This window comes from Algoriphagus yeomjeoni, assembly GCF_003259505.1.
In the GTDB taxonomy this organism is placed as follows: domain Bacteria; phylum Bacteroidota; class Bacteroidia; order Cytophagales; family Cyclobacteriaceae; genus Algoriphagus; species Algoriphagus yeomjeoni.
In genome coordinates, this window is sequence record NZ_QLLK01000001.1 from 217,240 (window position 1) to 240,090 (window position 22,851).

General features: G+C 40.8%; 22 protein-coding genes. 12 read left to right on the forward strand and 10 right to left on the reverse strand.

Annotated elements, in window-relative coordinates:
- Nucleotides 1-65: 65 nt before the first annotated feature.
- Nucleotides 66-1,157 (reverse strand): amidohydrolase family protein, encoded by a 1,092-nt coding sequence (locus LV83_RS00880; protein WP_245946963.1) that lies wholly within the window; start codon nucleotides 1,155-1,157, stop codon nucleotides 66-68.
- A gap of 139 nt (nucleotides 1,158-1,296) precedes the next feature.
- Nucleotides 1,297-3,852, reverse strand: coding sequence for a M14 family zinc carboxypeptidase (locus LV83_RS00885; RefSeq protein WP_170124549.1), 2,556 nt, complete (start codon nucleotides 3,850-3,852; stop codon nucleotides 1,297-1,299).
- A 94-nt stretch (nucleotides 3,853-3,946) separates the two neighbouring features.
- Here LV83_RS00885 and LV83_RS00890 point away from each other — a divergent pair, with 94 nt between their 5' ends.
- From LV83_RS00890 to LV83_RS00915, 7 genes are read left to right on the forward strand one after another with little or no spacing between them, the layout of a single operon-like run.
- Nucleotides 3,947-4,210, forward strand: coding sequence for a PLD nuclease N-terminal domain-containing protein (locus tag LV83_RS00890; protein ID WP_111609639.1), 264 nt, complete (start codon nucleotides 3,947-3,949; stop codon nucleotides 4,208-4,210).
- Between the two features lie 4 nt (nucleotides 4,211-4,214).
- Nucleotides 4,215-4,448, forward strand: coding sequence for a PLDc N-terminal domain-containing protein (locus LV83_RS00895; RefSeq protein ID WP_111609640.1), 234 nt, complete (start codon nucleotides 4,215-4,217; stop codon nucleotides 4,446-4,448).
- Between the two features lies 1 nt (nucleotide 4,449).
- The gene (locus LV83_RS00900; RefSeq protein ID WP_111609641.1) at nucleotides 4,450-4,623 is read left to right on the forward strand and encodes a PLDc N-terminal domain-containing protein; all 174 of its coding nucleotides are present in this window, start codon (nucleotides 4,450-4,452) and stop codon (nucleotides 4,621-4,623) included.
- Nucleotides 4,624-4,670: 47 nt separating this feature from the next.
- Nucleotides 4,671-4,835 carry a hypothetical protein gene (locus LV83_RS21340; RefSeq protein WP_158530475.1) on the forward strand — a complete coding sequence of 55 codons (165 nt, stop codon included), beginning with the start codon at nucleotides 4,671-4,673 and terminating at the stop codon, nucleotides 4,833-4,835.
- Nucleotides 4,822-5,193: a type II toxin-antitoxin system VapC family toxin gene (locus LV83_RS00905; protein WP_111609642.1), complete on the forward strand. Its 372-nt coding sequence runs from the start codon at nucleotides 4,822-4,824 to the stop codon at nucleotides 5,191-5,193. The genes LV83_RS21340 and LV83_RS00905 overlap by 14 nt, the downstream gene beginning before the upstream one ends.
- 36 nt (nucleotides 5,194-5,229) lie before the next feature.
- The gene (locus LV83_RS00910; RefSeq protein ID WP_111609643.1) at nucleotides 5,230-5,511 is read left to right on the forward strand and encodes a hypothetical protein; all 282 of its coding nucleotides are present in this window, start codon (nucleotides 5,230-5,232) and stop codon (nucleotides 5,509-5,511) included.
- 3 nt (nucleotides 5,512-5,514) lie between these two features.
- Entirely contained in the window at nucleotides 5,515-7,545 is a 2,031-nt protein-coding gene (locus LV83_RS00915) for a MutS-related protein (protein ID WP_111609644.1), read from the forward strand.
- A 30-nt stretch (nucleotides 7,546-7,575) separates the two neighbouring features.
- Here the strand turns inward: LV83_RS00915 and LV83_RS00920 are convergent, their stop codons facing one another.
- On the reverse strand, nucleotides 7,576-8,463 hold the full coding sequence (locus LV83_RS00920; RefSeq protein ID WP_111609645.1) for a TIGR01777 family oxidoreductase: 888 nt from the start codon (nucleotides 8,461-8,463) through the stop codon (nucleotides 7,576-7,578).
- A 134-nt stretch (nucleotides 8,464-8,597) separates the two neighbouring features.
- Between LV83_RS00920 and LV83_RS00925 the strand changes: the two genes are divergently transcribed.
- From LV83_RS00925 to LV83_RS00935, 3 genes are read left to right on the forward strand one after another with little or no spacing between them, the layout of a single operon-like run.
- On the forward strand, nucleotides 8,598-9,866 hold the full coding sequence (locus LV83_RS00925; protein ID WP_245946965.1) for a voltage-gated chloride channel family protein: 1,269 nt from the start codon (nucleotides 8,598-8,600) through the stop codon (nucleotides 9,864-9,866).
- A 24-nt stretch (nucleotides 9,867-9,890) separates the two neighbouring features.
- The gene (locus LV83_RS00930; RefSeq protein WP_111609646.1) at nucleotides 9,891-11,705 is read left to right on the forward strand and encodes a TrkH family potassium uptake protein; all 1,815 of its coding nucleotides are present in this window, start codon (nucleotides 9,891-9,893) and stop codon (nucleotides 11,703-11,705) included.
- A 10-nt stretch (nucleotides 11,706-11,715) separates the two neighbouring features.
- Nucleotides 11,716-12,405 carry a potassium channel family protein gene (locus tag LV83_RS00935; protein WP_111609647.1) on the forward strand — a complete coding sequence of 230 codons (690 nt, stop codon included), beginning with the start codon at nucleotides 11,716-11,718 and terminating at the stop codon, nucleotides 12,403-12,405.
- On the opposite strand, the gene LV83_RS00940 is transcribed toward LV83_RS00935, so the two are convergent.
- From LV83_RS00940 to LV83_RS00955, 4 genes are all read right to left on the reverse strand, one after another.
- Entirely contained in the window at nucleotides 12,402-13,214 is an 813-nt protein-coding gene (locus tag LV83_RS00940) for an ion transporter (RefSeq protein ID WP_111609648.1), read from the reverse strand. The two genes, LV83_RS00935 and LV83_RS00940, sit on opposite strands and share 4 nt — an antisense overlap.
- 37 nt (nucleotides 13,215-13,251) lie before the next feature.
- Nucleotides 13,252-15,714 carry a bifunctional UDP-N-acetylmuramoyl-tripeptide:D-alanyl-D-alanine ligase/alanine racemase gene (locus LV83_RS00945; RefSeq protein WP_111609649.1) on the reverse strand — a complete coding sequence of 821 codons (2,463 nt, stop codon included), beginning with the start codon at nucleotides 15,712-15,714 and terminating at the stop codon, nucleotides 13,252-13,254.
- Entirely contained in the window at nucleotides 15,698-16,786 is a 1,089-nt protein-coding gene (locus LV83_RS00950; protein ID WP_111609650.1) for a lysylphosphatidylglycerol synthase transmembrane domain-containing protein, read from the reverse strand. The genes LV83_RS00945 and LV83_RS00950 overlap by 17 nt, the downstream gene beginning before the upstream one ends.
- Before the next feature lie 115 nt (nucleotides 16,787-16,901).
- On the reverse strand, nucleotides 16,902-17,651 hold the full coding sequence (locus LV83_RS00955; RefSeq protein WP_111609651.1) for a segregation and condensation protein A: 750 nt from the start codon (nucleotides 17,649-17,651) through the stop codon (nucleotides 16,902-16,904).
- A gap of 177 nt (nucleotides 17,652-17,828) precedes the next feature.
- Between LV83_RS00955 and dxs the strand changes: the two genes are divergently transcribed.
- Complete coding sequence (gene dxs / locus LV83_RS00960) at nucleotides 17,829-19,748, forward strand: 1-deoxy-D-xylulose-5-phosphate synthase (RefSeq protein ID WP_111609652.1); 1,920 nt, start codon at nucleotides 17,829-17,831, stop codon at nucleotides 19,746-19,748.
- A 1-nt stretch (nucleotide 19,749) separates the two neighbouring features.
- Nucleotides 19,750-20,523 carry an alpha/beta fold hydrolase gene (locus tag LV83_RS00965; RefSeq protein WP_111609653.1) on the forward strand — a complete coding sequence of 258 codons (774 nt, stop codon included), beginning with the start codon at nucleotides 19,750-19,752 and terminating at the stop codon, nucleotides 20,521-20,523.
- Between the two features lie 3 nt (nucleotides 20,524-20,526).
- Here LV83_RS00965 and LV83_RS00970 read toward each other — a convergent pair whose 3' ends face one another.
- Genes LV83_RS00970 through LV83_RS00980 form a run of 3 tightly spaced genes read right to left on the reverse strand, consistent with a single transcriptional unit; the run spans nucleotide 20,527 to nucleotide 22,824 of the window.
- Complete coding sequence (locus tag LV83_RS00970) at nucleotides 20,527-21,009, reverse strand: GAF domain-containing protein (protein ID WP_111609654.1); 483 nt, start codon at nucleotides 21,007-21,009, stop codon at nucleotides 20,527-20,529.
- Nucleotides 21,002-22,027 (reverse strand): bifunctional diaminohydroxyphosphoribosylaminopyrimidine deaminase/5-amino-6-(5-phosphoribosylamino)uracil reductase RibD, encoded by a 1,026-nt coding sequence (ribD, locus tag LV83_RS00975; protein WP_111609655.1) that lies wholly within the window; start codon nucleotides 22,025-22,027, stop codon nucleotides 21,002-21,004. The genes LV83_RS00970 and ribD overlap by 8 nt, the downstream gene beginning before the upstream one ends.
- Nucleotides 22,027-22,824 (reverse strand): DUF4382 domain-containing protein, encoded by a 798-nt coding sequence (locus LV83_RS00980; RefSeq protein ID WP_158530477.1) that lies wholly within the window; start codon nucleotides 22,822-22,824, stop codon nucleotides 22,027-22,029. Before LV83_RS00980 ends, ribD begins: the two co-directional genes overlap by 1 nt.
- Between the last annotated feature and the right edge of the window lie 27 nt (nucleotides 22,825-22,851).

Genomic DNA, 22,851 nt, shown 5'->3' on the forward strand with positions numbered 1-22,851 from the left:
ACATATCATAATGGAGAAAAATTGGCGGTAAGGGCGAAATATTTTTCGCCCCTACCCAAATAATATCAATCCGGAAACATACTCTTATCCATACCCGGCACAATCCTCAACGCATTTTTATAGTAAAGCTTTTTTAAGACTTCATCAGAAAGTCCTAAGCCATACATAGCCCAAAAGGCATGATACTTTTTATAATAAGGGAAGTATTCATCGTCAGTTTCCAAGACCCTGAAATAGGTGTAATACTCTTCTTTATTATAAGCATCTTTTCCAAAAAGAACGCGATCCTGATACTTTTCAAAAAACTCATTTGCACGTCTCGGCTGACGACCAAACTCAGCGATCACCGCTCCAATTCCAAAATTGACATTTGGATATTTCTCCAAATGGGCACTTGCAGCATCCAGGTCATTAGCCATCCATCCCATATGTGCATTGATGAAAGTTGTCTCAGGGTGCTTTTCGAAAACATGATGTTGCTCAGCCATAATCTGCTCGAAAGGCGCTGGATTGTCAGCTCCACGCGCCCTATTAGGGTGAGTTTTCAGTTCTAGCCATCGCTCATTATTGGCGTCCATCTCCTGCCAAAACTGCGCAGGGTCTGCAGAATGAATAATCACTGGAATTCCCAATTCACCGGCTTTTGCCCACACGGCATCCAAATCCGGATGATCCACAGGAACTCTGTTTCCATGGATATCATTTACATTCAGACCGAGACTCTTATAGATTTTCAAGCCGCTTGCTCCGGCAGCCACATCTTCTTCCAATTCTTTGACAGCAATTCTAGTCCAGTTTTCATCTCCAAAACCTGCGAAATTCAAATTGGTAAACACCATGAATCTGCCTGGAGCGTGGGTATTAAATTCGGTGATCATGGATTTGATGTAATCTTGCTGGGTATTGCTATTCCCTCGTCCAAAACCTCTACCACTTAGATTCACCAAAACTCCCATGTTCAACTCATCCATTTCACCAATTAGCTGATCAATTCTTTCTTCATTTATTCCTCCTTGGTGACTGTGGATATCTACAAAAGGAAATTTCGCTCTCTGCACAGGATGTTCAGGGACTTTGAGTGTAGAGGGCGGGTTATATTCTTCAAAACTCATATCCTGGGCATATGTCGTGACTCCTAACATTAGCAGTGCAGGCATAAGCAATAATTTTGTAGAAATATTCATAGACTATCTTTTAGTGTTTAGTAGGCTTGCTTACGCAAAATTTTATAAAACAGTTAAGTATTTTTAAAACATAAAATCCCGAGCCAAGACCCGGGATTTAGGATAATTGAAATTATCTAGTTGTTCCGCCCTGAATTACTTGTCCAAAGAAAATCGCATTCATATAGAGTTTGTTTGTCCCAAACCAGAAAGCACGGAAGTTCATATTATCAGCGAAAGCAACAATACGTCCTCTTCCAATACCGGAAACCTGAATTACAGAACCATTTTGAATGCCCGCAAGATTTGAAGGATGCAGATAGCCTGATGCTAAGGGCTCATCGGTGTAAACCAATGGGTTTGCATATGGATTTTCTGAAGGCTCCAGGAATAAATTATCATTTCGGAACGTGTGAATAGCAGTATCTAAGTAGCCGTAGCCAATGGGATGAGTAAGGTCTAGCCTTGCATTGAAAATCGCGCCTCCTGTTACTTTTGCACCGGTTTCGTTTTCATAATCTGCGTAGCTTTTTTGTAAATCTTTTTCAGCTTCGGCTCCATCCCGGAACTTGAAATCGCCTACTTCATTTTGAGCGAGAAATTGAAGCGCTCCGCCTTTTGCCAATAAAGTTCCTCCTCCGGACACCCAAGATCTCAAGGTAGCAGCACCAGACTTTCCAAGACCACTATATCTGCCATCAGGCATTAGAATTACGTTGTATCTATCAAGTGTACTGCTACCGATATTATCCATGGACAATAGCGTAATCGGCATTTCGTAGCGCTGATCGAGCAGATGCCAGATTTCCCCAGCTTCGTAGCTATCCACGCCACCTTCTACCAAAAGCGCAATTTCTGGTTTGTCGAGCACCATCATATTTGGCGATCCCAAATTCATACCGCCAGTATAGCCAGTAGTCAACCCATAAATATCTACAGTAGATTTCTGTGCTATTTCAGAGAGTTTGGTGAAAAAAGCCTGGTCATCCAGTCCACTTTCTCCTTTTCCTATTAACAATGTGCCTCTACCGAATTTTTTGCCATCGGCAGTGGAAAATTCTCCTGTCGCTACTCTAACCTGGAAATCTTCGGCCATCAATTTATAGGCAGCCTTTGGAGCGTAATAATCCATCCATTCCATTGCATATTGATAAGCTCCGACAGTGCCAATTACTTTACCTGGCGTTAAAGTGATAGAGCTTTTGGTAATTTCATTTACACTTGCCAAGTTCAAAATCTGACTATTCAAGGCCATGTAATCTAAGTTAAAAGCCATTGGGTATGTCCATGCAGAAATATCATAGAATAGGCTATCCTTGAAGGTATTTCGTGTTTCAAACATTGCCTTGATCAATCTGTATTGAGGCTGATCAGCTGGCACGATGTAGGAAGTTTCTTTTTCAAATTCTTTCCCGTTCACCGTGATATCGTCATTCAGGCTGAATACTTTGATATCATGCTGCAGGATCAAATCAGCAAGGTGGAAGCTTCGTGCGTCATCTTCCTTACTTCCAAAAATGTAAGCTTTATTCGTATCAGCATCGACTTCTTTTTTAATATCACTGTAGAAATCCTTCATGAATTGATTCAATTCTTGGCGCATTTCTTTTGCGGCCTGAAAAGAGGAGAGATTAGCAGTGAACTGGTTTCTGATCGTGAAAGGAAAGCTCAGCATCCCATTTACACTTTCCTGCAGATGGCCTCGTGAGCTGGCTTGCTCAAACAAAATTCCTATAGAACCTTGGACATCTGGATAGGTTGAGCCTTTTCCATAATAGTAATCATCGTAATTCTCCTGATTGTAGTAAAGGGAGCCAATTTGATCCAAAGCTTTCGCGTGGTAGGTACCTATCTTCTCCGTCAGTTCAAAGTTCTTTTCTGGCGTGAGTGGGTGCATTCTTGCAGGTACACCTGGTTGGAAAAAGAAGGTGCTGTTTGTCCCCATTTCATGGAAATCCAAGTGGATATTTGGAAGCCAATCTTGGAAGACGCGCACTCTATTTCTGGATTCTGGATGCTGGACAGGTAGCCAATCTCTATTCAAGTCAAACCAATAATGGTTCGTTCTGCCTCTAGGCCATGCTTCGCTGAACTCCACGTTGTTTGGGTCGCCATTCATGTTATAGGACTTATGAGTATTCACCCATGAAGCAAAACGATTCAAGCCATCTGGATTTATGGCTGGATCTAGCAGCAAAACCATATTGTCCAAATCTCCAGCGATTTCATTTGCTGCCGCAAAATGATAGGCTGCCAGAAGAGAAGCATTTGCTCCGCTAGGCTCATTGCCATGAACAGAATAGCCCATAAACATCACAATCGGCATTTTTGCAATATCTGCCGAGGCACTGGCTTCCCTCAACTTTTTCCGATCTGCTTTGATTTGATCGATTTTTGTAAGGTTTGAAGGTGAGGTAATTGTCAAGAGAACTTGAGGTCTTTTCTCATACGTTCTACCTGTTTCCTCGAATGTCACCCGGTCCGATGCCTCTGCCACTGCCTTCATGTACATCACGAGTTGATCGTGACTCACATGCCATTCTCCCACTTCATAACCCAAGACTTCCTTTGGCGTAGGGATGGACTCATCATAGGTATAGCCGGCTGGCAAGTAGTAGCTTAGATCGACTTGAGCATAGCTACAAAGCGCGAAAAAGGATAAAATCAGCGAAAACAGACTTCTTTTCATATAGATTGGTGGTTTAACTTTTAGCTAAATTCTTATTTCGAGTCCATAAAAAAAGCTATTTTGGTTCAATGGTTAAAATAATTGAAGAATACACATGGATTTAATAGCATCTGGAGACGGGCAACTTATTTGGCAAATTTCATTCCTATTCTCTGTGGTTTACCTAGGTTTTTGGGCTTATGCGCTATTTGACGCCCTAGGATCGGAATTTAGGGCAGCTCACAGTAAATTCCTGTGGGTTTTAATAATTTTGATTGCTCCTTTTATCGGAACATTTTTATATCTCGCCATGGCTAGAAGCATGAGAAAAGAACGGCGAAGATTTAATCCTTCATTTTCAAAACAACCAAACTCCTAACTAAATGACACTAACATTTATTCAGAATATGGGCGGAGCCTCACTTCTGCTTTTTCTCATTTTTGGAATTCTATATACCATATTTTGGATTTACTGCCTGGTAGATGTACTTCGCTCAGAATTCAAAGATCCGAATATGAAAATCATTTGGATAGTGATTCTCTTATTTGCACAAGGTATTGGGCCGATTGTATATCTGGCGATGGGAAAAAGCACTAAAATCACAAATTATTCCTGATATGTTTGGAATGGGCGCTATTGGGTTAATCATTTACGCGATCACTATTTTCGATGTGGTGAGCAGTAGGTTTGCCAACCCAAATGACAAATTGATTTGGGTGGTAATTGTAGTCTTGTTGCCACTTTTAGGGGCTATTCTCTGGTTTTTAATTGGAAGAGGGAAAAGGATTTGAAATCAAATTGATAACTTATTCGTTCAATTGAAATAAATGTATGAATCATGGTAACTGTAATCAAAAAGGGATCAGATAAAAAAGAAATAGAGAAAGCACTATCAAAAGCAAAAAGCAAAAAAAACTTTGATGCTCAAAAATATTGCGGAGCACTTAATTTAAAAGAAGACCCTCAAGTAATCCAAAAGGCTATGAGAAATGAATGGAAATAGTCTACTGCTTGACACCAACATTATTCTTTACTTACTTTCAGGAGATCAGACTATTGCCGATTTTTTAAACAATAAATCGATATTTATTTCATTTGTAACTGAGCTAGAATTGTTAGGATATAATGACCTAACTACGAAAGGAAGGCAAATTGTTGAAAATTTATTGGAAGACTCTGCCATAATTGACATTAATTCAGAGATAAAAAAGCTTGTCATTGAATTAAGAAACTCAAATAAAATCAAGCTTCCTGATGCAATAATTGCAGCTACTGCATTTTACCTAAATATCCCTTTGATGACAGCAGATAAGCGTCTTTCGAAGGTTAAGGAATTGAACATACTTCTATTTGAAAAATAGAATTTTTGGGCATCTATAAACTAGAAGTACTTAATTATGAGAAGTCTATTTCTGTACTACAAGCAAATCAACAGTTTCAACATCCCTTTCTCACTTAGCATTGCCTTGTTAGTATTATCAGAAAGAGGCAGTTTTTCAGTTTTTTTCTTTTTACCCTTGCTGACTGTAGGTTTTTTGCTTTCACTTTATCTCTATCAAGTAAGGTATGCCAATCAATACTTTTTCTATTACAATCTAGGTTTGGATAAGCTAAAATTGATAGGTTTTACCTTTGGAATAAATGCCTCAATCGCACTAGTCTATTTCTTAATTTTCTGATCGATGATGGCCCTGCATAGCTTAGAAGTCGATAGCATAATCAAATCATTTGGGCAAAAGCATCTCTTAACAGACATCTATCTTAAGTGCGCAACGGGTGAGGTTATAGGTATTCTTGGACGAAATGGAACAGGAAAATCCACACTCCTTCAGATCATCTTTGGTTCGGTAGAAACGGAAAATAAAAGCATACGAGTAGATGGCAAACCCTTATCAAAAGCTTATTCGACTGGAGATAAAATAGCTTATCTACCCCAAGGAAATTTCTTGCCGAAAAACATTACTGTTTCGGGGGTCATTCGAACCTTTATCCCAGACGAAACCAGAAGAAGTTCAGTCAAGGCAAATATCAGAGTAGAACCGCTTCTGAAGAAAAAAATCAATTCGCTTTCAGGAGGAGAGAAAAGGTACCTCCAAGTATTGTTAATTCTAAACCTCCCTACGGCATTTGCTCTACTAGATGAGCCTTTTTCCCAAGTAGAACCGCTCTACAGGGCTGAAATAAAGGCCCTCATTGATTTACATAAGCAAGAAAAAGGCATCATCATCACGGATCACGACTATGTGAATCTGATGGATGTGAGCGACAAAACGTTCCTGCTGACTGGAGGCGCACTGAAGCCTATCCAAGATAGAAAGCAACTCATCGAATACAATTACCTGCCGCCCGAAAAGTCCCAATCGGAAGAAGAAGCTGTAGATGAACGCTTTATTACCGATAAGCAAACGGCGAAAGACTTAGGTCTATCCGTCAATTACGATGAGGAAAGCCTCTTGGCGCTTTTTGAAAAGCCTGCTTCTAAAGGTGGGAAAGTATACTTGGAGAAGCTGTTTGGAAGTCCAACGAAGAGCAAAACCATCCTACAAAACAGACAGAAAGCAATTCAATTCTTTCAGACAAATGACTTCCTATTAAAAGTTGACAAAAAGCAACTTGACTTTATCGCTGTGTATCTGGAGTCTGGAATAGCGGTAACTTCTTCTTCCTATTTCAGCTCTTTGTCCATTTATTTGAAGAATACGTATAGAACTTCAAACAATTTTTACATCCAGGAAACTGGGATGCAGCATGTGTTTGACTTTTTGAAAAATGCGCTACAACTCGCCACTAAAATCCAAGACCTAAGCCCAACCTGGTATTTATCAGATCTTGCTTATCAGATTCAAGAGAAAATAAACAGTAATAGTTTTCGGGACTTCATAGATAACTATGGTAAGAAGCCACTTTCCCTCCACTTTTCAGCCTTTGACTATATTTTGAGAAAAAAGGCAAAGGAAGAATTGCTCTGGTTGCTCGAACGCTTTTATGAATTTGATGCATACAACGCGGTAGCTCAAACGAGTAGAAAGTATAAGCTCTCGATTCCTGAATATGAAGAGGAGCAAGCCTCTCTTATAAAAATAGAAGGGTTATTTCACCCAAAGTTGGCGAAAGCTGTAGGGAATGACTTCACTATTTCAGCGAAAGAAAACATATGCTTTCTGACTGGGGCAAACATGTCTGGAAAATCCACCTTTTTAAAAGCCTTCGGCCTTGCCGCTTATCTCGCTCATTTGGGATTTCCTGTCCCAGCTACCAAAATGAAAACGAGTATTTTCGACGGGCTCTTCACTACAATCAATCTTTCTGATAACCTCAATACCGGCCTGAGCCACTTTTACAGCGAAGTAAAAAGAGTAAAGGAAGTAGCTAGCGAGATCAAAAATGATAAAAATCTGGTTGTGATTTTTGATGAGTTATTTCGTGGCACAAATGTCAAAGATGCCTCTGCAGCCTCTTCATTGATTATTTCTGCAATCGCCCAACAGACCGGAAGTGTCTATATCATCTCTTCACACATAATGGAAATCGCACAGGAATTGGAAAAGCAAAAGAACATCTTCTTCAGATGCTTTGATGTAAAAGTGGTGAATGATGAAGCTAAATATACCTACAAACTTGTCGATGGAGTTTCCAAAGACAGTCTAGGGCTGCATATCGTCATCAAAGAGCAAATAGTGGAATTGCTAGAAGGAAAAACTCCTAATTCTTGACTTATGAGGGAAGGATTACTCCCTTTGTCTCTAATTATAAATATGCTTTAAGGCTGGCACCAAATCAGGACATTCGTAATCGAAACCTGCTTTTTGGATTTTTTGAGAAGAAACTCGATTGCCACCAAGAACCATTGCCGCCATCTTTCCAAGAACTAGTTTGAGGACGAAACCCGGTACGCCTATTCCCACATAAGGTTTACCCTTAGCTTTTGCCGCTGCTTGAGTCAATTGCTGATTGGTAGCAGGATTTGGGGCAACTGCATTGAAAACTCCCTGTAGCGTAGTCTTTTCCAATGCAAAGACAAACATTCTAGCCAAGTCTTCTATACCTATCCAACTCATCCATTGATCTCCTGTACCGAGTGGAGCTGCGATAGGTGGCTTCATCATTTCTCCAAGTGCTCCACCATTGGCATCGAGCACAATTCCTATTCTGAGCATCACAGTTCGAAGGTGCAATTCCTCCATTTTCTTCACTTCATTTTCCCATGCTACCACTGTACGAGCTAAGAAATCTGATCCTGGCTCATGCATTTCGTCCATCAATGATGTCCCAGTATTGAATCCATAATATCCCACAGCAGATGCTGAAATAAAGGTGTTTGGCTTTTCGGTGGCATTTTCTACGGCTGTGTAAAGCAACTTAGAACTATCAATTCGAGAGTCCAAGATGAGCTTTTTACGTTCATCCGTCCAACGTTTATCAGCCACACCTGCACCGGCTAAATGAATGATGGCGTCTGCCCACTCTACTGCCTCAGTCTCTATAGTTTGCTTATCTAGGTCCCATAGAAATGACTTTTGCTTTTGTTTGGATCTACTTAGCCAGGCAACTGAATACCCTTTCAGTTCCAGCAGCTGAGTGATTTTTTGGCCAATAAGACCTGAACCTCCGGAAATAAGAATATTTTTCATTGCTGGGTGATTTATTTTAAGATAACCCTATATCAATCCAATATGTTACTCTTCTCTGATAATATAAGGCTATGTACGCTTCTTTAAATTCAATTTCTATTCCTAATTTGGGCTAACTAATTGAAAAAACTAGTTTGAACAGTACATCTATTTTTCGGTACGTACTACTCTGGATCGTTTTGAGTCTGGTAATCGGCTTACTTTCAGGGGCTGCCTCCGCTATTTTTCTAATTGCCTTGAACTGGGCTACTAATTACCGGGAATCTCACATCTGGATCATTGCATTTCTGCCAATTGCCGGGTTTGTAATAGGTTGGAGTTATTACCGGTTTGGTGAAAATTCTGTAAAAGGGAATAATCTTTTGCTGGATGAGCTTTACAAAACAGAAAAACCGATTCCCCTTAGAATGACTCCTCTGGTGCTATTAGGAACTGTTTTGACACATTTATTTGGAGGGTCCGCTGGACGTGAGGGCACAGCAGTGCAAATGGGAGGATCACTTGCTGACCAACTTACAAAGTATTTTAAGGTGGATCCAGCAGATCGAAGAATCATTTTAATAGCTGGGGTTTCCGGGGGATTTGCCTCTGTTTTTGGGACACCCTTGGCTGGAGCAATATTCGCATTAGAATGGATGTTGCATAGGAAAATTAGATGGAAATCAGTGTTTCCAGCCTTTTTGACTGCTTTTGTGGCAAATTGGGTTTGTGCCTCACTTTTTGGAGTTGGCCACACGCATTATTTGGTAGATTTGGTTCCTCCGCATACGTTGATCAACCTACTTTGGATTATTCCCGCAGGAATTGCCTTTGGATTATCCGGGAGATTATTTGCCCAAAGCAATCATTTTTTTTCTCATCTATTTTCCAACTACATTTCTTATCCTCCACTTCGCCCGGTCATAGGTGGACTGGTGATCGCAGGAATTGTATACATTTCGGACAGTACGACCTACATAGGGCTTGGTATTCCAAGGATAGTTGAAGCCTTCGAGACTCCACTACCATGGTATGATTGGCTGGTGAAAACTGGCCTGACCAGCTTTACTTTAGGAGCTGGCTTCAAAGGCGGAGAAGTGACACCTTTATTCTTCACAGGAGCCACATTGGGCAATGCACTCTCTTCCTGGATTCCACTTCCGCTTGCCTTATTGGCAGGCATGGGATTCGTAGGCGTTTTTTCAGGAGCAACCAATACTCCACTCGCATGTACTGTGATGGGCATGGAACTATTTGGATATGAATCAGGCATATTTTTGGGAATTGCCTGCTTGATCGCCTACCTTTTCAGTGGAAAATCAAGCATCTATTCCTCACAAAATCTGGATAAAAAATTCCATTTATATCCAGCTGAAGGGATTTTTAAAACTTCAGAAAAACCAACTAGCAAAAAGGATAGGTAACCCTTGTACGCGTAATTGTAAGCTATGAAACTAAAGCTGAAATTCTTTTCTAACCCCGATCGAAACATCCTTTTTCTGAAGAAGGTGATGAAGATTCAGGAAAAAGTAGTTCAGCTTAGCAGTATTTTAGCTTTTGGAATATTACTATTTCACTTAGGCTACTCAATAGACCCAAAAGATCAAGTTGCAACATCTTTCCTATTCAACTTGTGTTTGATGTTGATAGGCACAGGTTACTTGGTAAAAGTATTCCTCGTGGAGAAATCAATTTATCCTGCAAGGGTAATCTTTGAAATTCTACTCTCCATACTCCTTTGTCTTACGGCATTGGTTCGGTGGAATTTATTTGGAAATGAGACTACAGAGATGATCCTCTCTTTTTCGACTCATTATCACCTAATCAATGCCTTAGTCATTATCTTATTTTTCATAGAACTAAGCAAATTCAGCTTAACGGTGAATGAGCTTAAGCTCAGTCCTTCTCTAGTATTTATTCTATCTTTCATAATCCTGATATTCGTGGGAACAGGACTTCTGAGCCTTCCTGAAGCCACCACTAGAGATATCAGCTTTATAGATGCATTGTTTACTTCCACTTCAGCCGTATGCGTTACAGGTTTGATCGTACTAGACACTGCCAAGGATTTCACCTTTTTTGGTCAGGTGATTATCATGATACTTTTCCAAATCGGAGGACTTGGAATCATGGTTTTCACCAGCTTCTTCGGGTTCTTTTTCAAGGGAAGTTATTCTATAGAAAACAGGCTTTTCATACGCGACTACATCAATGAGAACAATGTAAATGAGATTTACACCACCTTATTCAAAATCATCTCCTTTACTGTTTTGGTAGAAGGTATTTGTGCTTTCCTGATTTATCATTTCACAGATTCTGCTCAATTTTCTGGTCAGGGAGACCAGCTCTTCTTTTCACTTTTTCACGCCATTTCTGCTTTCTGCAACGCAGGTTTTTCTACGCTAGGTAATGGACTATATCAGGAAGGGTTTAGGGAGGCATACAATATGCATTTAGCTATAGCCTTAGCAATTGTTCTAGGTGGAATCGGGTTTCCAGTGGTGTTAAACTACTATTCCTATGTAAAGCATCTGATTGTTGGTTTTGTGAAAAGCGTGCTCGGCTTAGAAAAATACCGGCACACACCAAGAGTTTCCAGTGTGAACACTAGACTGGTGGTCTATACCACTGGTATTCTACTGGTAGTTGGAATGGTAGTGTATGCGATTTCGGAGCAAGAGCACACCTTGAAAGGACTTAGTCTGTATGGGAAATTTGCTACTACAGTTTTTGGAGCAGTCACTCCTAGAACTGCAGGTTTCAACACTGTAGACATGCGCGAATTGGCAGTTCCTACTGTACTGGTTTATCTTTTCCTGATGTGGATAGGAGCATCGCCTGGATCCACTGGCGGCGGACTAAAAACGAGCACCTTTGCAGTAGCTATGCTCAATACCTTCAGTATCGCTTCAGGGAAAACCAGAGTGGAAGTATTCAGAAGACAACTCTCCAATGAAACGCTCAAAAAAGCCTTTGCTGTTATTTCTTTGTCCGTGCTTGTGATGGGTCTTGGGGTATTTCTACTAATGGTTTTTGATCCTGAACTCCCCATGATTGATGTGGCTTTCGAAGTTTTTAGCGCATTTTCCACAGTTGGGCTTTCCTTGGGGATCACCTCACAATTGAGCTTGGGAAGTAAATTAGTCTTGATGGTAATCATGCTCATCGGAAGAGTAGGAACATTAACTATTCTAATTGCAATCGTTCGAAAAATAGGCGAACAACGGTACAAATACCCTGAAGAAACCGTCTTTATAACGTAATCTAAAACACATGAAATATATAATTGTAGGCATAGGAAACTTTGGAGGATATCTGGCAAAACGCCTGACAAATCTAGGTCACGAAGTGATCGGTGTGGATTCCAATGAAGGCAGAATTGAAATGATCAAAGACAGTATCACTCATTCCATTGTCATGGATGCCACAGATCAGGCGGCGGTAAAGAATCTACCTTTGAAGGAGACTGATGTGGTCATTATTGCCATAGGAGAGGATATTGGAGCATCCATCATGAGCACAGCCATTTTCAAGCAGCTCAAATCAAAGCGAATTATAGCGCGTGCAATTAACGATTTGCATGAGACGGTGATTCAAGCAATTGGAGTGGATGAAATAATCCATCCGGAAGAGGAGACTGCAGATCGACTTTCCAAGCGACTTGAAATGAAAGGCGTTTTGGACTCTTTGGAGATTTCGGATGAGTATAATATTGTGGAAGTAAAAGTGCCTGGTAGATATGTCGAAATGACTGTAGCTGAAGCGGATATCAGGAAGGAATTTTACTTGAATATTCTTACTATTATAAAAATCGAGCAGAAGAAAAATCTACTGGGTATCAATACTCCTTACAAAAATGTGATTGGCGTGGTAACTCCTGAGTATGCCTTCGAGGCTGAAGATATTTTACTTCTCTTTGGTAAGGTGAAAAACATACAGGATTTCCTAAAATTCGGCGATTAAAACAGTTTTTCTCCACAGTTTTTGCAATAATTGTCTGTCTGAAGAAGTGGGGTATATCTACATTTAGGGCATATTTTATCTCCTAGCAATAGTTCATCTTTTCTTTTTTGCGAAGCCATCTCAGAAGAAACAATGCCTGTGGGAACTGCGATGATCGCATAGCCAAGTAACATGATCAGTGAAGAAACCAGCTGACCCAGAGGAGTAACTGGATAGATATCACCAAATCCTACAGTAGTCAAGGTCACAATCGCCCAATACATCCCGACGGGAATACTGGTAAATCCATGCTCCGGGCCTTCAATGATAAACATGAAGGTTCCCATGATAAGCACAATAGTGATCACAAATCCTATGAATATCATAATCTTGTGAGAGCTCGATTTTAAAGATTTGGTCAGATACTCTGCCTCAGCCACATATCGACCAAGCTTCAAAATACGAATTACACGCAAGAGACGAAGGGCTCTTACTACCGTGAATAATTGGGAATTAAGTACAAAGAAGCTGAGATAGGTAGGTAAAATTGCCAGCAAATCAACCATACCAAAAAAGCTGAAAATATAGCCAGTAGCCTTTCTGGATAACCAAACTCTCAATAAATATTCGATTGTAAATAGAATTGTAAATAACCACTCAAGAATTAAAAAAGCCTCGCCGTAATCTTCTCTTAGACTGGCAACTGAATCTAAAATTGCCACGAAAATACTTCCAAAAATCATGAATAAGAGGACCACGTCAAACAACTTTGACGCCTTATCATTTGATTCAAATACGATGTGTGCTAATCGCTTTTTGGTGATTTTCATGAGGGAATTTAGAGAAATTTCATAGGCAAAACCAACCCTAGTCCAGGTAATATACCCGCTTCACACGGGTGCTGATATTTGTCAGCAATTCATAGGGGATGGTTCCAATCTGATCTGCAAGTTCTTTCAAGGAGATCTTCTCTCCATAGATAATCGCCTCATCTCCGGCCTTCACATCCATGCCTGAGACATCCACCATGCACATATCCATACACACATTTCCTATGATTGGAGCCTTGTGTCCATTGATCAGCACATAGCCCTTTCCATTGCTAAATCGTCTATCGTACCCATCCGCATAGCCAATTGCCAGCGTAGCAATTTTTCCCCCAGACGACAATACTCCCTTTCTTGAATATCCGATCGTCTCACCTGGATTTAGCTCTTTTATCTGGGAAATGGTGGTTTTCAAGGTACTAATAGCTCGAAGTGCCATCTCATGCTTACCCGTCACTTCCACACCATATAAGCCAATTCCTAATCTCACCATATCAAATTGAAACTCTGGAAAGGCAACTATCCCGGCAGAATTGAGCGCGTGAATAAGTGGTTTGTAAGAAAGCACCTGAAGGATTTGATTTTTAATTTCTTCAAATGATTTCAATTGGGAGATCGAAAACTCCTGATGAACTTCCTCATCTGCACCGACCAAGTGAGTATAGATTGAAGCTATCTCCAATTGAGGATTTGCTTGGATTAAGTTCTTCAGCTCTGACAAATGCTTTTCCTCAAAACCCAACCGGTGCATGCCGGTATCCATATCGAGATGGATTTTCATCTTTTGCTGATGAATAGTACACCAAGCAGCCAGACTCTCGAAAAACTCAGAACTGAATACTACCGGCTCCAAATCAAATTTGCTACATAGCCCGAAGGATTCCTGCATGGCATTCAACACCATTATTGGAAGCTTGATCCCTTGCTTTCGAAGGGCCACCCCTTCATCAGAAAATGCAACTCCCAAGTAATCGGCTCCCATGGTCTGGATCTGATTGGCTATCTCCAAAGCACCTCCTCCATAGGCAAAAGCCTTTACCATCACCATCACTTTGGTTTTTGGGAAAAGTAGCTTTTTGTAGAAATTATAATTGTGGGTAAGGGCATTAAGGTTGATCTCAAGCGTCGTCCCATGAATTCTCTGCTGAAGTCGATTAACCACTTCTTCAAAGCCAAATACTCGGGCTCCGGTGATCAAAATCATATCATTTGCGAAGCTCTCTGGATCGAGATTAGTCAATAACTCCTCTGTAGAACTAAAGGCTCTGAACGACTCCGGGAATTCTTTTTCCAAAACAATAATCTCCTTGCCCACTCCAAAAAGCAGATCAAATTGATACTTCTTGATCAGCTCTGTTACTTCTTCGTAAATTTTCTCAGGCGAACCTTGCTGTAGCAAATCTGATAAAATCAAGATTTTACGCCGCTTTGGGCGCTGCTGCTGCATAAAATCCAATGCAACCTTCAGCCCGGCCAAATCATTATTATAAGTATCATCAATCAGCAAAGAATCATTGATTCCAGGCTTCAGGGTTAGCCGCATATCTACCGACTTCAGATGAGCAATACCCTCTTGGATAGATTCTGCACCTTGTCCCAAAGTCATCGCAGCTACGATCACATGGGTTATGTTTTCCAAGGAAGCCACATCGGTAAATGGCACTTGAAAGGTGTGCGTACTCAGATCCGATTTCATCAATAGTAGCCTGGCACCGTTCGCTTTCAATTTCACCGATCTAGTAAATTCATAGCCTGCTCTGACTGACCAACCAATACGCTTTTCCGCTGGAAACAATACCTCTATTTGACTCGAAACCTGTTCATGATCAGCGCAGTAAATTACAAGATCTGAGTTTTCAAAAAGTGAAAGCTTCTCCTGAAGCTTGGAATCTAAGCTGTCAAAACCCTCTTGATGTGCAGTTCCAAGATTGGTAAAAATGCCCAAGTTAGGCTTGATCATTTCTTCTAAAGCAGCCATTTCTCCAGCCCTAGAGATTCCAGCTTCTAAAATCGCCACTTGATGATAAGACTCCATTCCGAAGATAGAAAGCGGAACACCAACTTGTGAATTGTAACTTTTTGGGCTTTTGGCTACAGCATACTTTTGTCCTAAAATCTGCCCTAACCATTCTTTTACGATGGTTTTACCATTGCTGCCAGTGATGCTGACCACTGGATTTGTAAACATAGACCGCTCGTATTTGGCCAATAACTGCAAAGCTCTTCTGGTGTCTGAAACTTTGATAAAGCAAGCCTGAGGAAAAGCTCTTTCCTCAAAATCTTGATGAACCAAAAATGTCTTTACACCTGCCTCTGCTAGTTGTGCTATAAAATCAGCCCCATCAGCTTTTGCTCCTCGAAGAGCTACAAAGACTGTTTTTTGAGGGTGAAGTATTTGTCTGGAATCTATAGCAATTTGAGAAATCAGAACTTCATCGTTTCCGCTGAAGAGATTTCCTGTTGTGATTCTTGCTATTTGTCGTTGATTAACTTCCTGAAACATCTTGCTCCGGATTTACTTTCTTTCTCTTTTTATTGAAAAAAACCTGCTTAACCCAGCGAGGAAGGAAAAATGCTCCCAAAATCAAATATGGATAATAGGATAAAAGCCTCCACAAAATGCTAGTGACAAATGTATAGCTGGCCAAAAACTCGGTAAAGAATTGGCCAAAAAAGAACTCTGCCGTCCCACTACTTCCGGGAGTCGGAGAAATCATCATCACGATCCACATGATCACTTGTCTGGCAAAAACAATAACATGTTCAAAGGCAGCCAACGGAACAAAGGCAGAAATCAAGGCATTAAGCATCAGATACCTTGAGCTCCAAATGAGTATAGTGGCTACAACAATTGGCACCCAGTAATTCCACTTTTTTCCAGAAAGCTCTCTTGATGCGACGATGATTTGGTCACCATATTCTTGAGCATCATGCTTCCATTTGCGGAGCCATTTGATCGAAAATATTTTGATTAATACCCATTTGAAAACTCTTGGTCGATAAAATAAAGCTGCAGCCATGATGATACTGTATGCAGCGTAAAGGGAATAGGAAATCCAGAAAATGGCTTCCAAACTGTTTTCAAGTTGCATTTCCAGCACTTTACTCGTTGGGAAAATATTTCCCTTTGCAAAAAACAGAATGATTGGAGCTCCAATTACAAAGAAGAGATTATCCAAAATCGCAGTCACCATCACATATGCAATAGCTCTTCCCAGTTTGATGCCTTCTTTGTTCAAAATGAAAATAGCAACCGCTGTACCTCCAACTACCGAAGGCGTCACCGCTGAGGCAAATTCCCAAAGAATGATTACATAAATCGACCGCTTCCAAGTCAGATGCCTATCGGTGATCTCGCGAATTCTATAAACATACCCAGCATCACGAAACAAAATGACCAAAACTGCAACAAGAATCCAAGGTATGGATGCATCAAAAATTCCACTTAAAGAGTCTTTGTTTACCGAGGGATCAAAGTAAAACATTGCAAAAACAATGGCTAAACCAATGATAACCGGAACCCAAATTTTATTCGGATTAAGTGTTTGGAAGATTTTTTTGTTATCCAGTTTCATGTGATTACAAGTGTTTTTCAGTGGCCACCTCGTAAAGTAGGGACATGCTATGGAATCTCGAAGCGAGAAGAAATATACGGGCGTTTACCTGCTGCGATATGCTCGATTTCATAGGCTAGGCTACAGCTATTGGCTCAGTCTTTTCCACCCAAAAGTTATTGAAACCATCTCCTATGATGATGGTAACGAGGGAAAGTTGAAGTAATTCTAGAATTGCAAGGAAGGTATAAATCACAAAAATCTTCTCGGGTTTGTAGCTGATGAATTCATCAAAGGGCACTTTTTTCTTAAAACTGATTTTCTCTAGGACAAAATCCTTTTGCTGGGCAATAGTATATGGATACTGAATCACGGTGTGCTTTGTTTCATCCACACGAGCTGCCATTTTAGCCATAGTCCGCTGAAACACCTTGAGCATTTTATACAAATCCATGTCCTGCATTTCTGCATCCACGTCATCTACTTTACTGAGTGTCTTTAGTTCAGCGGCAATATTCCCTCGCTTTTGCTTTGACATTTCCTCTCCCTCCATAGAAGAAAGCTCCTCAATCACAGATTTATACTTTTTGTACTCCAACAGATTCCTAATCAATTCCTCACGAGGATCTACTTCCTCTCCTTGCTCGTTGAGCTCAGGTCTAGGCAAAAGCATTCTAGACTTAATCTTCATCAACGTAGCCGCAAAGAGGATAAAATCACTGGCAACTTCCATTTCCATTTGCTCCATCTGATGAACATAATCCAAGAAGTCATTGGTAATCTTGGATATAGGAATATCATAAATGTCCAGCTCATCCCGCTCGATAAAGAAGAGCATGAGGTCGAAGGGACCTTCGAAGAGTGGTAATTTGATTTCGAAACTCAAAGGATATCTAAATTTTTGGTTAATTTTGCCACCTTGTTGTCAAAGATATTCAATTAAGCTAAATTAATTGGAAACGACAGGAGAAAGAGGCAATCGCCTAATGTCAATAATTATTGATTGGAAAAACAATAAAGCACAATTGTTGTTATTTTAATTCGAACACATTACAGCTGTACAATGCAGATTGAACCAGGAGAATTATTAGCTCAAATAAAAAGTCCCGCAGACCTTAAAAAATTTCCATCGGAAAAACTGGTTCAAATCTGCGATGAACTCCGACAATTTATTATTGATAATGTTTCCGTTTACGGAGGTCATTTCAGCGCTAGTCTTGGTGTAGTCGAACTTACAGTAGCTCTTCATTATGTGCTTAATACACCAGAAGATCAGCTAGTTTGGGATGTGGGTCATCAAGCTTACGGACATAAAATTCTTACAGAAAGAAGAGATCGCTTTCATACAAACCGTTTGTATGGTGGTCTATCCGGTTTTCCTAAAAGAAAAGAAAGTGAATATGATACGTTTGGAGTAGGTCATTCCAGTACCTCAATTTCAGCTGCATTGGGAATGGCTGTCGCTTCACAATACAAAGGACAAACAAAAAAACAGCACGTTGCTGTGATCGGAGATGGCTCGATGACTGGTGGAATGGCCTTCGAAGCGATGAATCACGCAGGCGTAGCTGATACCAACTTGCTAATTATCCTGAATGATAATTGTATGGCCATCGACCCGAATGTAGGTGCGCTGAAAGATTATCTCACAGACATCACTACTTCCAAAACCTACAATAAAGCAAAAGATGAGGTTTGGAAAATTTTGGGCAAACTGAGTAAGTTCGGTACAAGTGCTCAAGATGTAATCTCCAAAGTAGAAGGAGGGATAAAATCTGCACTACTAAATCAAAGTAATCTTTTCGAATCTTTAAACCTTCGATACTTCGGTCCAGTAGACGGCCATGATGTCAATCATTTGGCAGAAGTTCTGAAGGATTTGAAAGATATTCCAGGTCCAAAAATCCTTCATTGTGTAACGATGAAAGGTAAAGGGTACGGGCCTGCAGAAAAAGGAAATCAAACCACTTGGCATGCACCAGGTGCATTTGACAAGGTAACGGGTGAGATCTATAAAACCACCCCAAGCAGTCCACAAGCACCGAAATACCAAGATGTTTTCGGACATACTTTAGTGGAATTAGCCGAGCAAGATGACCGTATCATGGGTGTAACCCCCGCAATGCCATCTGGATCTTCTATGAACATCATGATGAAAGCAATGCCAGATCGAGCTTTCGATGTGGGAATCGCCGAGCAACATGCAGTAACTTTCTCCGCTGGCCTAGCTACTCAGGGACTTGTCCCTTTCTGTAATATCTATTCCACCTTCATGCAGCGCGCATACGATCAGGTTGTGCATGATGTATGTTTGCAAAATCTGCCGGTAGTCCTTTGCTTGGATAGAGCTGGTTTTGCAGGGGCTGACGGACCAACTCACCATGGAGCTTATGATATTGCATATTTCCGCTGTATCCCAAATTTGGTGGTTTCAGCGCCAATGAATGAGGAGGAGCTCCGAAATATGATGTACTCTGCATCACTTCACAATGGTCCTTACTCTATCCGATATCCAAGAGGTAAAGGTGTGATGCCTGAGTGGAAAACGCCATTTGAGCAAATCCCACTCGGTCAAGGAAGAATAGTGAAAGAAGGCGAGGAGATCGCAATCTTAACCATTGGCCATATCGGTAACTATGCAGTAGAAGCTTGCGAAAAACTTGAAAAAGAAGGGTTAAACCCCGCTCAATACGATATGAGATTTGTGAAGCCTCTAGACGGAGAGCTACTTCATGAGATTTTTGGCAAATTCAAGAAGGTGATTACAGTAGAAGATGGCTGTCTAATGGGCGGATTCGGTTCCGCTGTAATCGAGTGGATGATAGATCATGGTTATCAGGCTCAAGTTAAGCGTTTGGGTATTCCTGACGATATTATTGAGCATGGTGAGCAATTACAACTACACAAAGAATGTGGATTTGACCCAGAAGGAATAGCCGCAGCAGTTAGAAACCTTTCAGAGGTTTCAAAAATCATTTCTTAACATGTCTTCAATAAGTTTTTATGAAAAAGGCGAAGGGCAACCTGTTGTCCTTATTCATGGTTTCTGCGAAATCGGAGAAATGTGGAAAGACTTTGCCGAAGCCCTATCCAATGAATTCAGAGTAATCTGTCCTGACCTGCCAGGTTGCGGAAAATCCCCAATGTCACTTTCTCAAAATACCTTAGAGGAAGTAGCCGTACAATTGGAAGAGTGGATGGAAGAAAATAATATCCAAAACCCCATAGTCATCGGACATTCTCTAGGCGGATATGTGACGCTAGCTTTGCTCGTATTGATGGGCTCAAAGCTCAAAGCTATTGGCCTTTTTCATTCCACTGCCTTTGCAGATGATGAAGAGAAAAAGGGAATGAGAGATCGCACGATCATTTTTTTGAAGAAACATGGTGTGGACAAATTTGTCACGTCTTTTGTGCCACCACTTATCCCTGAGTATAAAAGAGATGAATTTCAAGCAGAAATTGACTTAGCAATAGCTCAAGCAAAGCAATCCACTTTGGATGGATTGATTGCCTACACCAAAGCCATGCGTGATCGTAAAGATGGATTTGAGGTATTGAATAACTTCTCAGGGCAGAAACTTTTAATTGCTGGCACAGAAGACGGCGCTGTAAAAATCGTGGCTAGTCGCAAACATAAAAGTGCTGTTACTTACTATTTCGAACTTGAAGATGTCGGTCATCTGGGGATGATAGAGCGAAAGGAAGAAAGTTTGGAGATTGTGAGGGGGTTTTGTGAGAGGGTTTCCGGCCTCTAACAATCAAAATCTCTCCTCGAGAACCCCCATCAACTTTTCCAAATACTCCTGATCCACCGAATCAAAATCATTCAGCTGATCGGAATCCACATCTAAAACCATTGCTACCAACCCTCCTCTGAAAACCGGAACAACTATCTCGGACTTAGATGCCGAGCTGCAGGCGATATGTCCTGGAAAAGCATCTACATCAGGAACAAGGATAGTTTTAGCTTCCTGCCAAGCTGTCCCACAAACGCCTTTTCCCAAGGAAATTCTTGTGCAGGCAATCGGCCCCTGAAATGGACCTAAGACCAATTGATTCTCTTTCACCAGGTAAAACCCAACCCAAAAGAAGCCAAATGCCTCTTTAAGCGCTGCAGAAATATTGGCAAGGTTTGCATAAAGATCTGGCTCACCAGTGATCAATGCTTCGATCTGTGGCAAAATCGCTTCGTACTTTTCAGCTTTAGTCGCTGATTCAGGAATATAAAGACTTTCAGACATGATAGTAAATTCTTAAGGTATCGTCCAAGATCTCAATAGTCTCGGAAACTGGGGTAGGAGGTATAGGTGCTGCTATTCCACTACCAAATTTATTACTACTTGTAAACACGCGAGCTTCGTCCCATAGTTCGGAAGCCAAAAATTTATTCAATAAATAGCTACCACCTTCGATGATTATGCTTTGAATATTACGCTTGTGCAGGTCTTCCAGGACATCCGATACCTGAAAACCTGTTCTCAGCATAACAAATTCTAACGTGCCTAGAACTTCTGATTTCAGTGTATTAAAACAAATGGTAGGAACAGCCTCATCAAATAATTTGAGCGTACTTGGTAGCTCCAACTTACTGTCTATGACTATTCTCAGCGGGTTTTTACCTACCCAATCTCGGACATTCAAGGCTGGATCATCGTATTTCGCAGTGTTTTTCCCAACCATAATAGCATCTTCTTCAGCCCTCCATTTGTGTACAAGTTGGCGACTGGAGGCATTTGTGATCCACTTGGACGAGAAATCTTCCCTTGCCACAAATCCATCGGCTGTTTGAGCCCACTTCAATATTACATAGGGACGTTTCTTTTCGATCTGGGTAAAAAAGCGCTTGTTTTGCGTTCTAGCTTCATTTTCTAAAACCCCAGTCTGGACTTCGATTCCAGCGTCCTTCAGAATCTGAATCCCTTTTCCTCCAACCAATGGATTCGTATCAAAAGCTGCAATCACGACTCTTTTCACCTTTTTTTCTACCAAAAGATTCGCACAAGGAGGCGTTTTGCCAACGTGCGCACAGGGCTCTAAGGTCACATAAGCAGTTGCTTCAGCTAATAATTCTTGATTTTCAACAGAATTCACTGCATTGACCTCTGCATGAGCTTGACCATAGCGTTGATGATATCCCTCACCAATAATTCTATCCTGATGGACAATTACACAACCTACTAGTGGGTTTGGGCTAACTTTTCCCCTGCCAAATTCAGCTAGTTCGAGAGCTCGACGAATGTAAAGTTCATCAGAAATCATCAAGGCTTTTTCTTAAAAGTGATTGGTATAAGCACAGTGTCTTCACTTACTATTAAGTTTGAAGCGAAAGTAGTGTCTTGATACAGCTCATCCTTAGGGTCAAAGAAAATCTTATAAGACCCCGCTTGAACTCTGAAATAATATTTGCCAGAAGCATCTGGATGCGTAGAAATTGTACCCTCGTCATTACTTAGATAAACTGCTGGATAAAGCGCAGTTGGCTTCAACGATCCACTGATTTCCACAGTACCAATTCCATTTACCAAAGTAAAGTTTGGGTCAAACTCGTAGGTTAAAGGAGATTCCGTTGCTTGAATAATCGACATTTCAAGATCCAAATCCAGCAAAACATCATAGGAAATGCCTTGTTCTATATCTAGTGACGTTTCTAGAGAAATTTCATTTTTTGAAGGATCAGAAAGAGCCAAAACATATCTTTTCTCCTTGAAAAACATGGAGTGATTATCACCAAGAATGATTTTCGCATTGATAATTTGACCTACAGGCAGTTCGTTTCTTCCCAGGAGAAGAGCGTTGCCCCCCACCAAATCACTAACCTTAATCCTTTTGTCTCCGGATTTATATTCAAAGAAAAATGTCTGACTCTGAGTCTCTCTTCCATCGGCCAGAACCTCTATATCTACTCCTTCGATCTCCACAAACACAGAATCCCATTTTGCCGGACTATCCACCAATATGAGATTGAGCAAGGAACGTGGACTGGAATCAGGGTCTTCACATGAAGCGAAGAAAAACACACAGGCAATTGGAAATAGATAAAAGTATGGTTTTTTCACAGGGTAAATTTAGTCCAAAAGTTTGCA

Bases quoted from the DNA above. Each gene is read 5' to 3' on its own strand.
- LV83_RS00880 (WP_245946963.1), bottom strand. From the start codon at position 1,157: ATGCCTGCACTGCTAATGTTAGGAGTCACGACATATGCCCAGGATATG.
- LV83_RS00885 (WP_170124549.1), bottom strand. From the start codon at position 3,852: ATGAAAAGAAGTCTGTTTTCGCTGATTTTATCCTTTTTCGCGCTTTGT.
- LV83_RS00890 (WP_111609639.1), top strand. From the start codon at position 3,947: ATGGATTTAATAGCATCTGGAGACGGGCAACTTATTTGGCAAATTTCA.
- LV83_RS00895 (WP_111609640.1), top strand. From the start codon at position 4,215: ATGACACTAACATTTATTCAGAATATGGGCGGAGCCTCACTTCTGCTT.
- LV83_RS00900 (WP_111609641.1), top strand. From the start codon at position 4,450: ATGTTTGGAATGGGCGCTATTGGGTTAATCATTTACGCGATCACTATT.
- LV83_RS21340 (WP_158530475.1), top strand. From the start codon at position 4,671: ATGGTAACTGTAATCAAAAAGGGATCAGATAAAAAAGAAATAGAGAAA.
- LV83_RS00905 (WP_111609642.1), top strand. From the start codon at position 4,822: ATGAATGGAAATAGTCTACTGCTTGACACCAACATTATTCTTTACTTA.
- LV83_RS00910 (WP_111609643.1), top strand. From the start codon at position 5,230: ATGAGAAGTCTATTTCTGTACTACAAGCAAATCAACAGTTTCAACATC.
- LV83_RS00915 (WP_111609644.1), top strand. From the start codon at position 5,515: ATGATGGCCCTGCATAGCTTAGAAGTCGATAGCATAATCAAATCATTT.
- LV83_RS00920 (WP_111609645.1), bottom strand. From the start codon at position 8,463: ATGAAAAATATTCTTATTTCCGGAGGTTCAGGTCTTATTGGCCAAAAA.
- LV83_RS00930 (WP_111609646.1), top strand. From the start codon at position 9,891: ATGAAACTAAAGCTGAAATTCTTTTCTAACCCCGATCGAAACATCCTT.
- LV83_RS00935 (WP_111609647.1), top strand. From the start codon at position 11,716: ATGAAATATATAATTGTAGGCATAGGAAACTTTGGAGGATATCTGGCA.
- LV83_RS00940 (WP_111609648.1), bottom strand. From the start codon at position 13,214: ATGAAAATCACCAAAAAGCGATTAGCACACATCGTATTTGAATCAAAT.
- LV83_RS00945 (WP_111609649.1), bottom strand. From the start codon at position 15,714: ATGTTTCAGGAAGTTAATCAACGACAAATAGCAAGAATCACAACAGGA.
- LV83_RS00950 (WP_111609650.1), bottom strand. From the start codon at position 16,786: ATGAAACTGGATAACAAAAAAATCTTCCAAACACTTAATCCGAATAAA.
- dxs (WP_111609652.1), top strand. From the start codon at position 17,829: ATGCAGATTGAACCAGGAGAATTATTAGCTCAAATAAAAAGTCCCGCA.
- LV83_RS00965 (WP_111609653.1), top strand. From the start codon at position 19,750: ATGTCTTCAATAAGTTTTTATGAAAAAGGCGAAGGGCAACCTGTTGTC.
- LV83_RS00970 (WP_111609654.1), bottom strand. From the start codon at position 21,009: ATGTCTGAAAGTCTTTATATTCCTGAATCAGCGACTAAAGCTGAAAAG.
- ribD (WP_111609655.1), bottom strand. From the start codon at position 22,027: ATGATTTCTGATGAACTTTACATTCGTCGAGCTCTCGAACTAGCTGAA.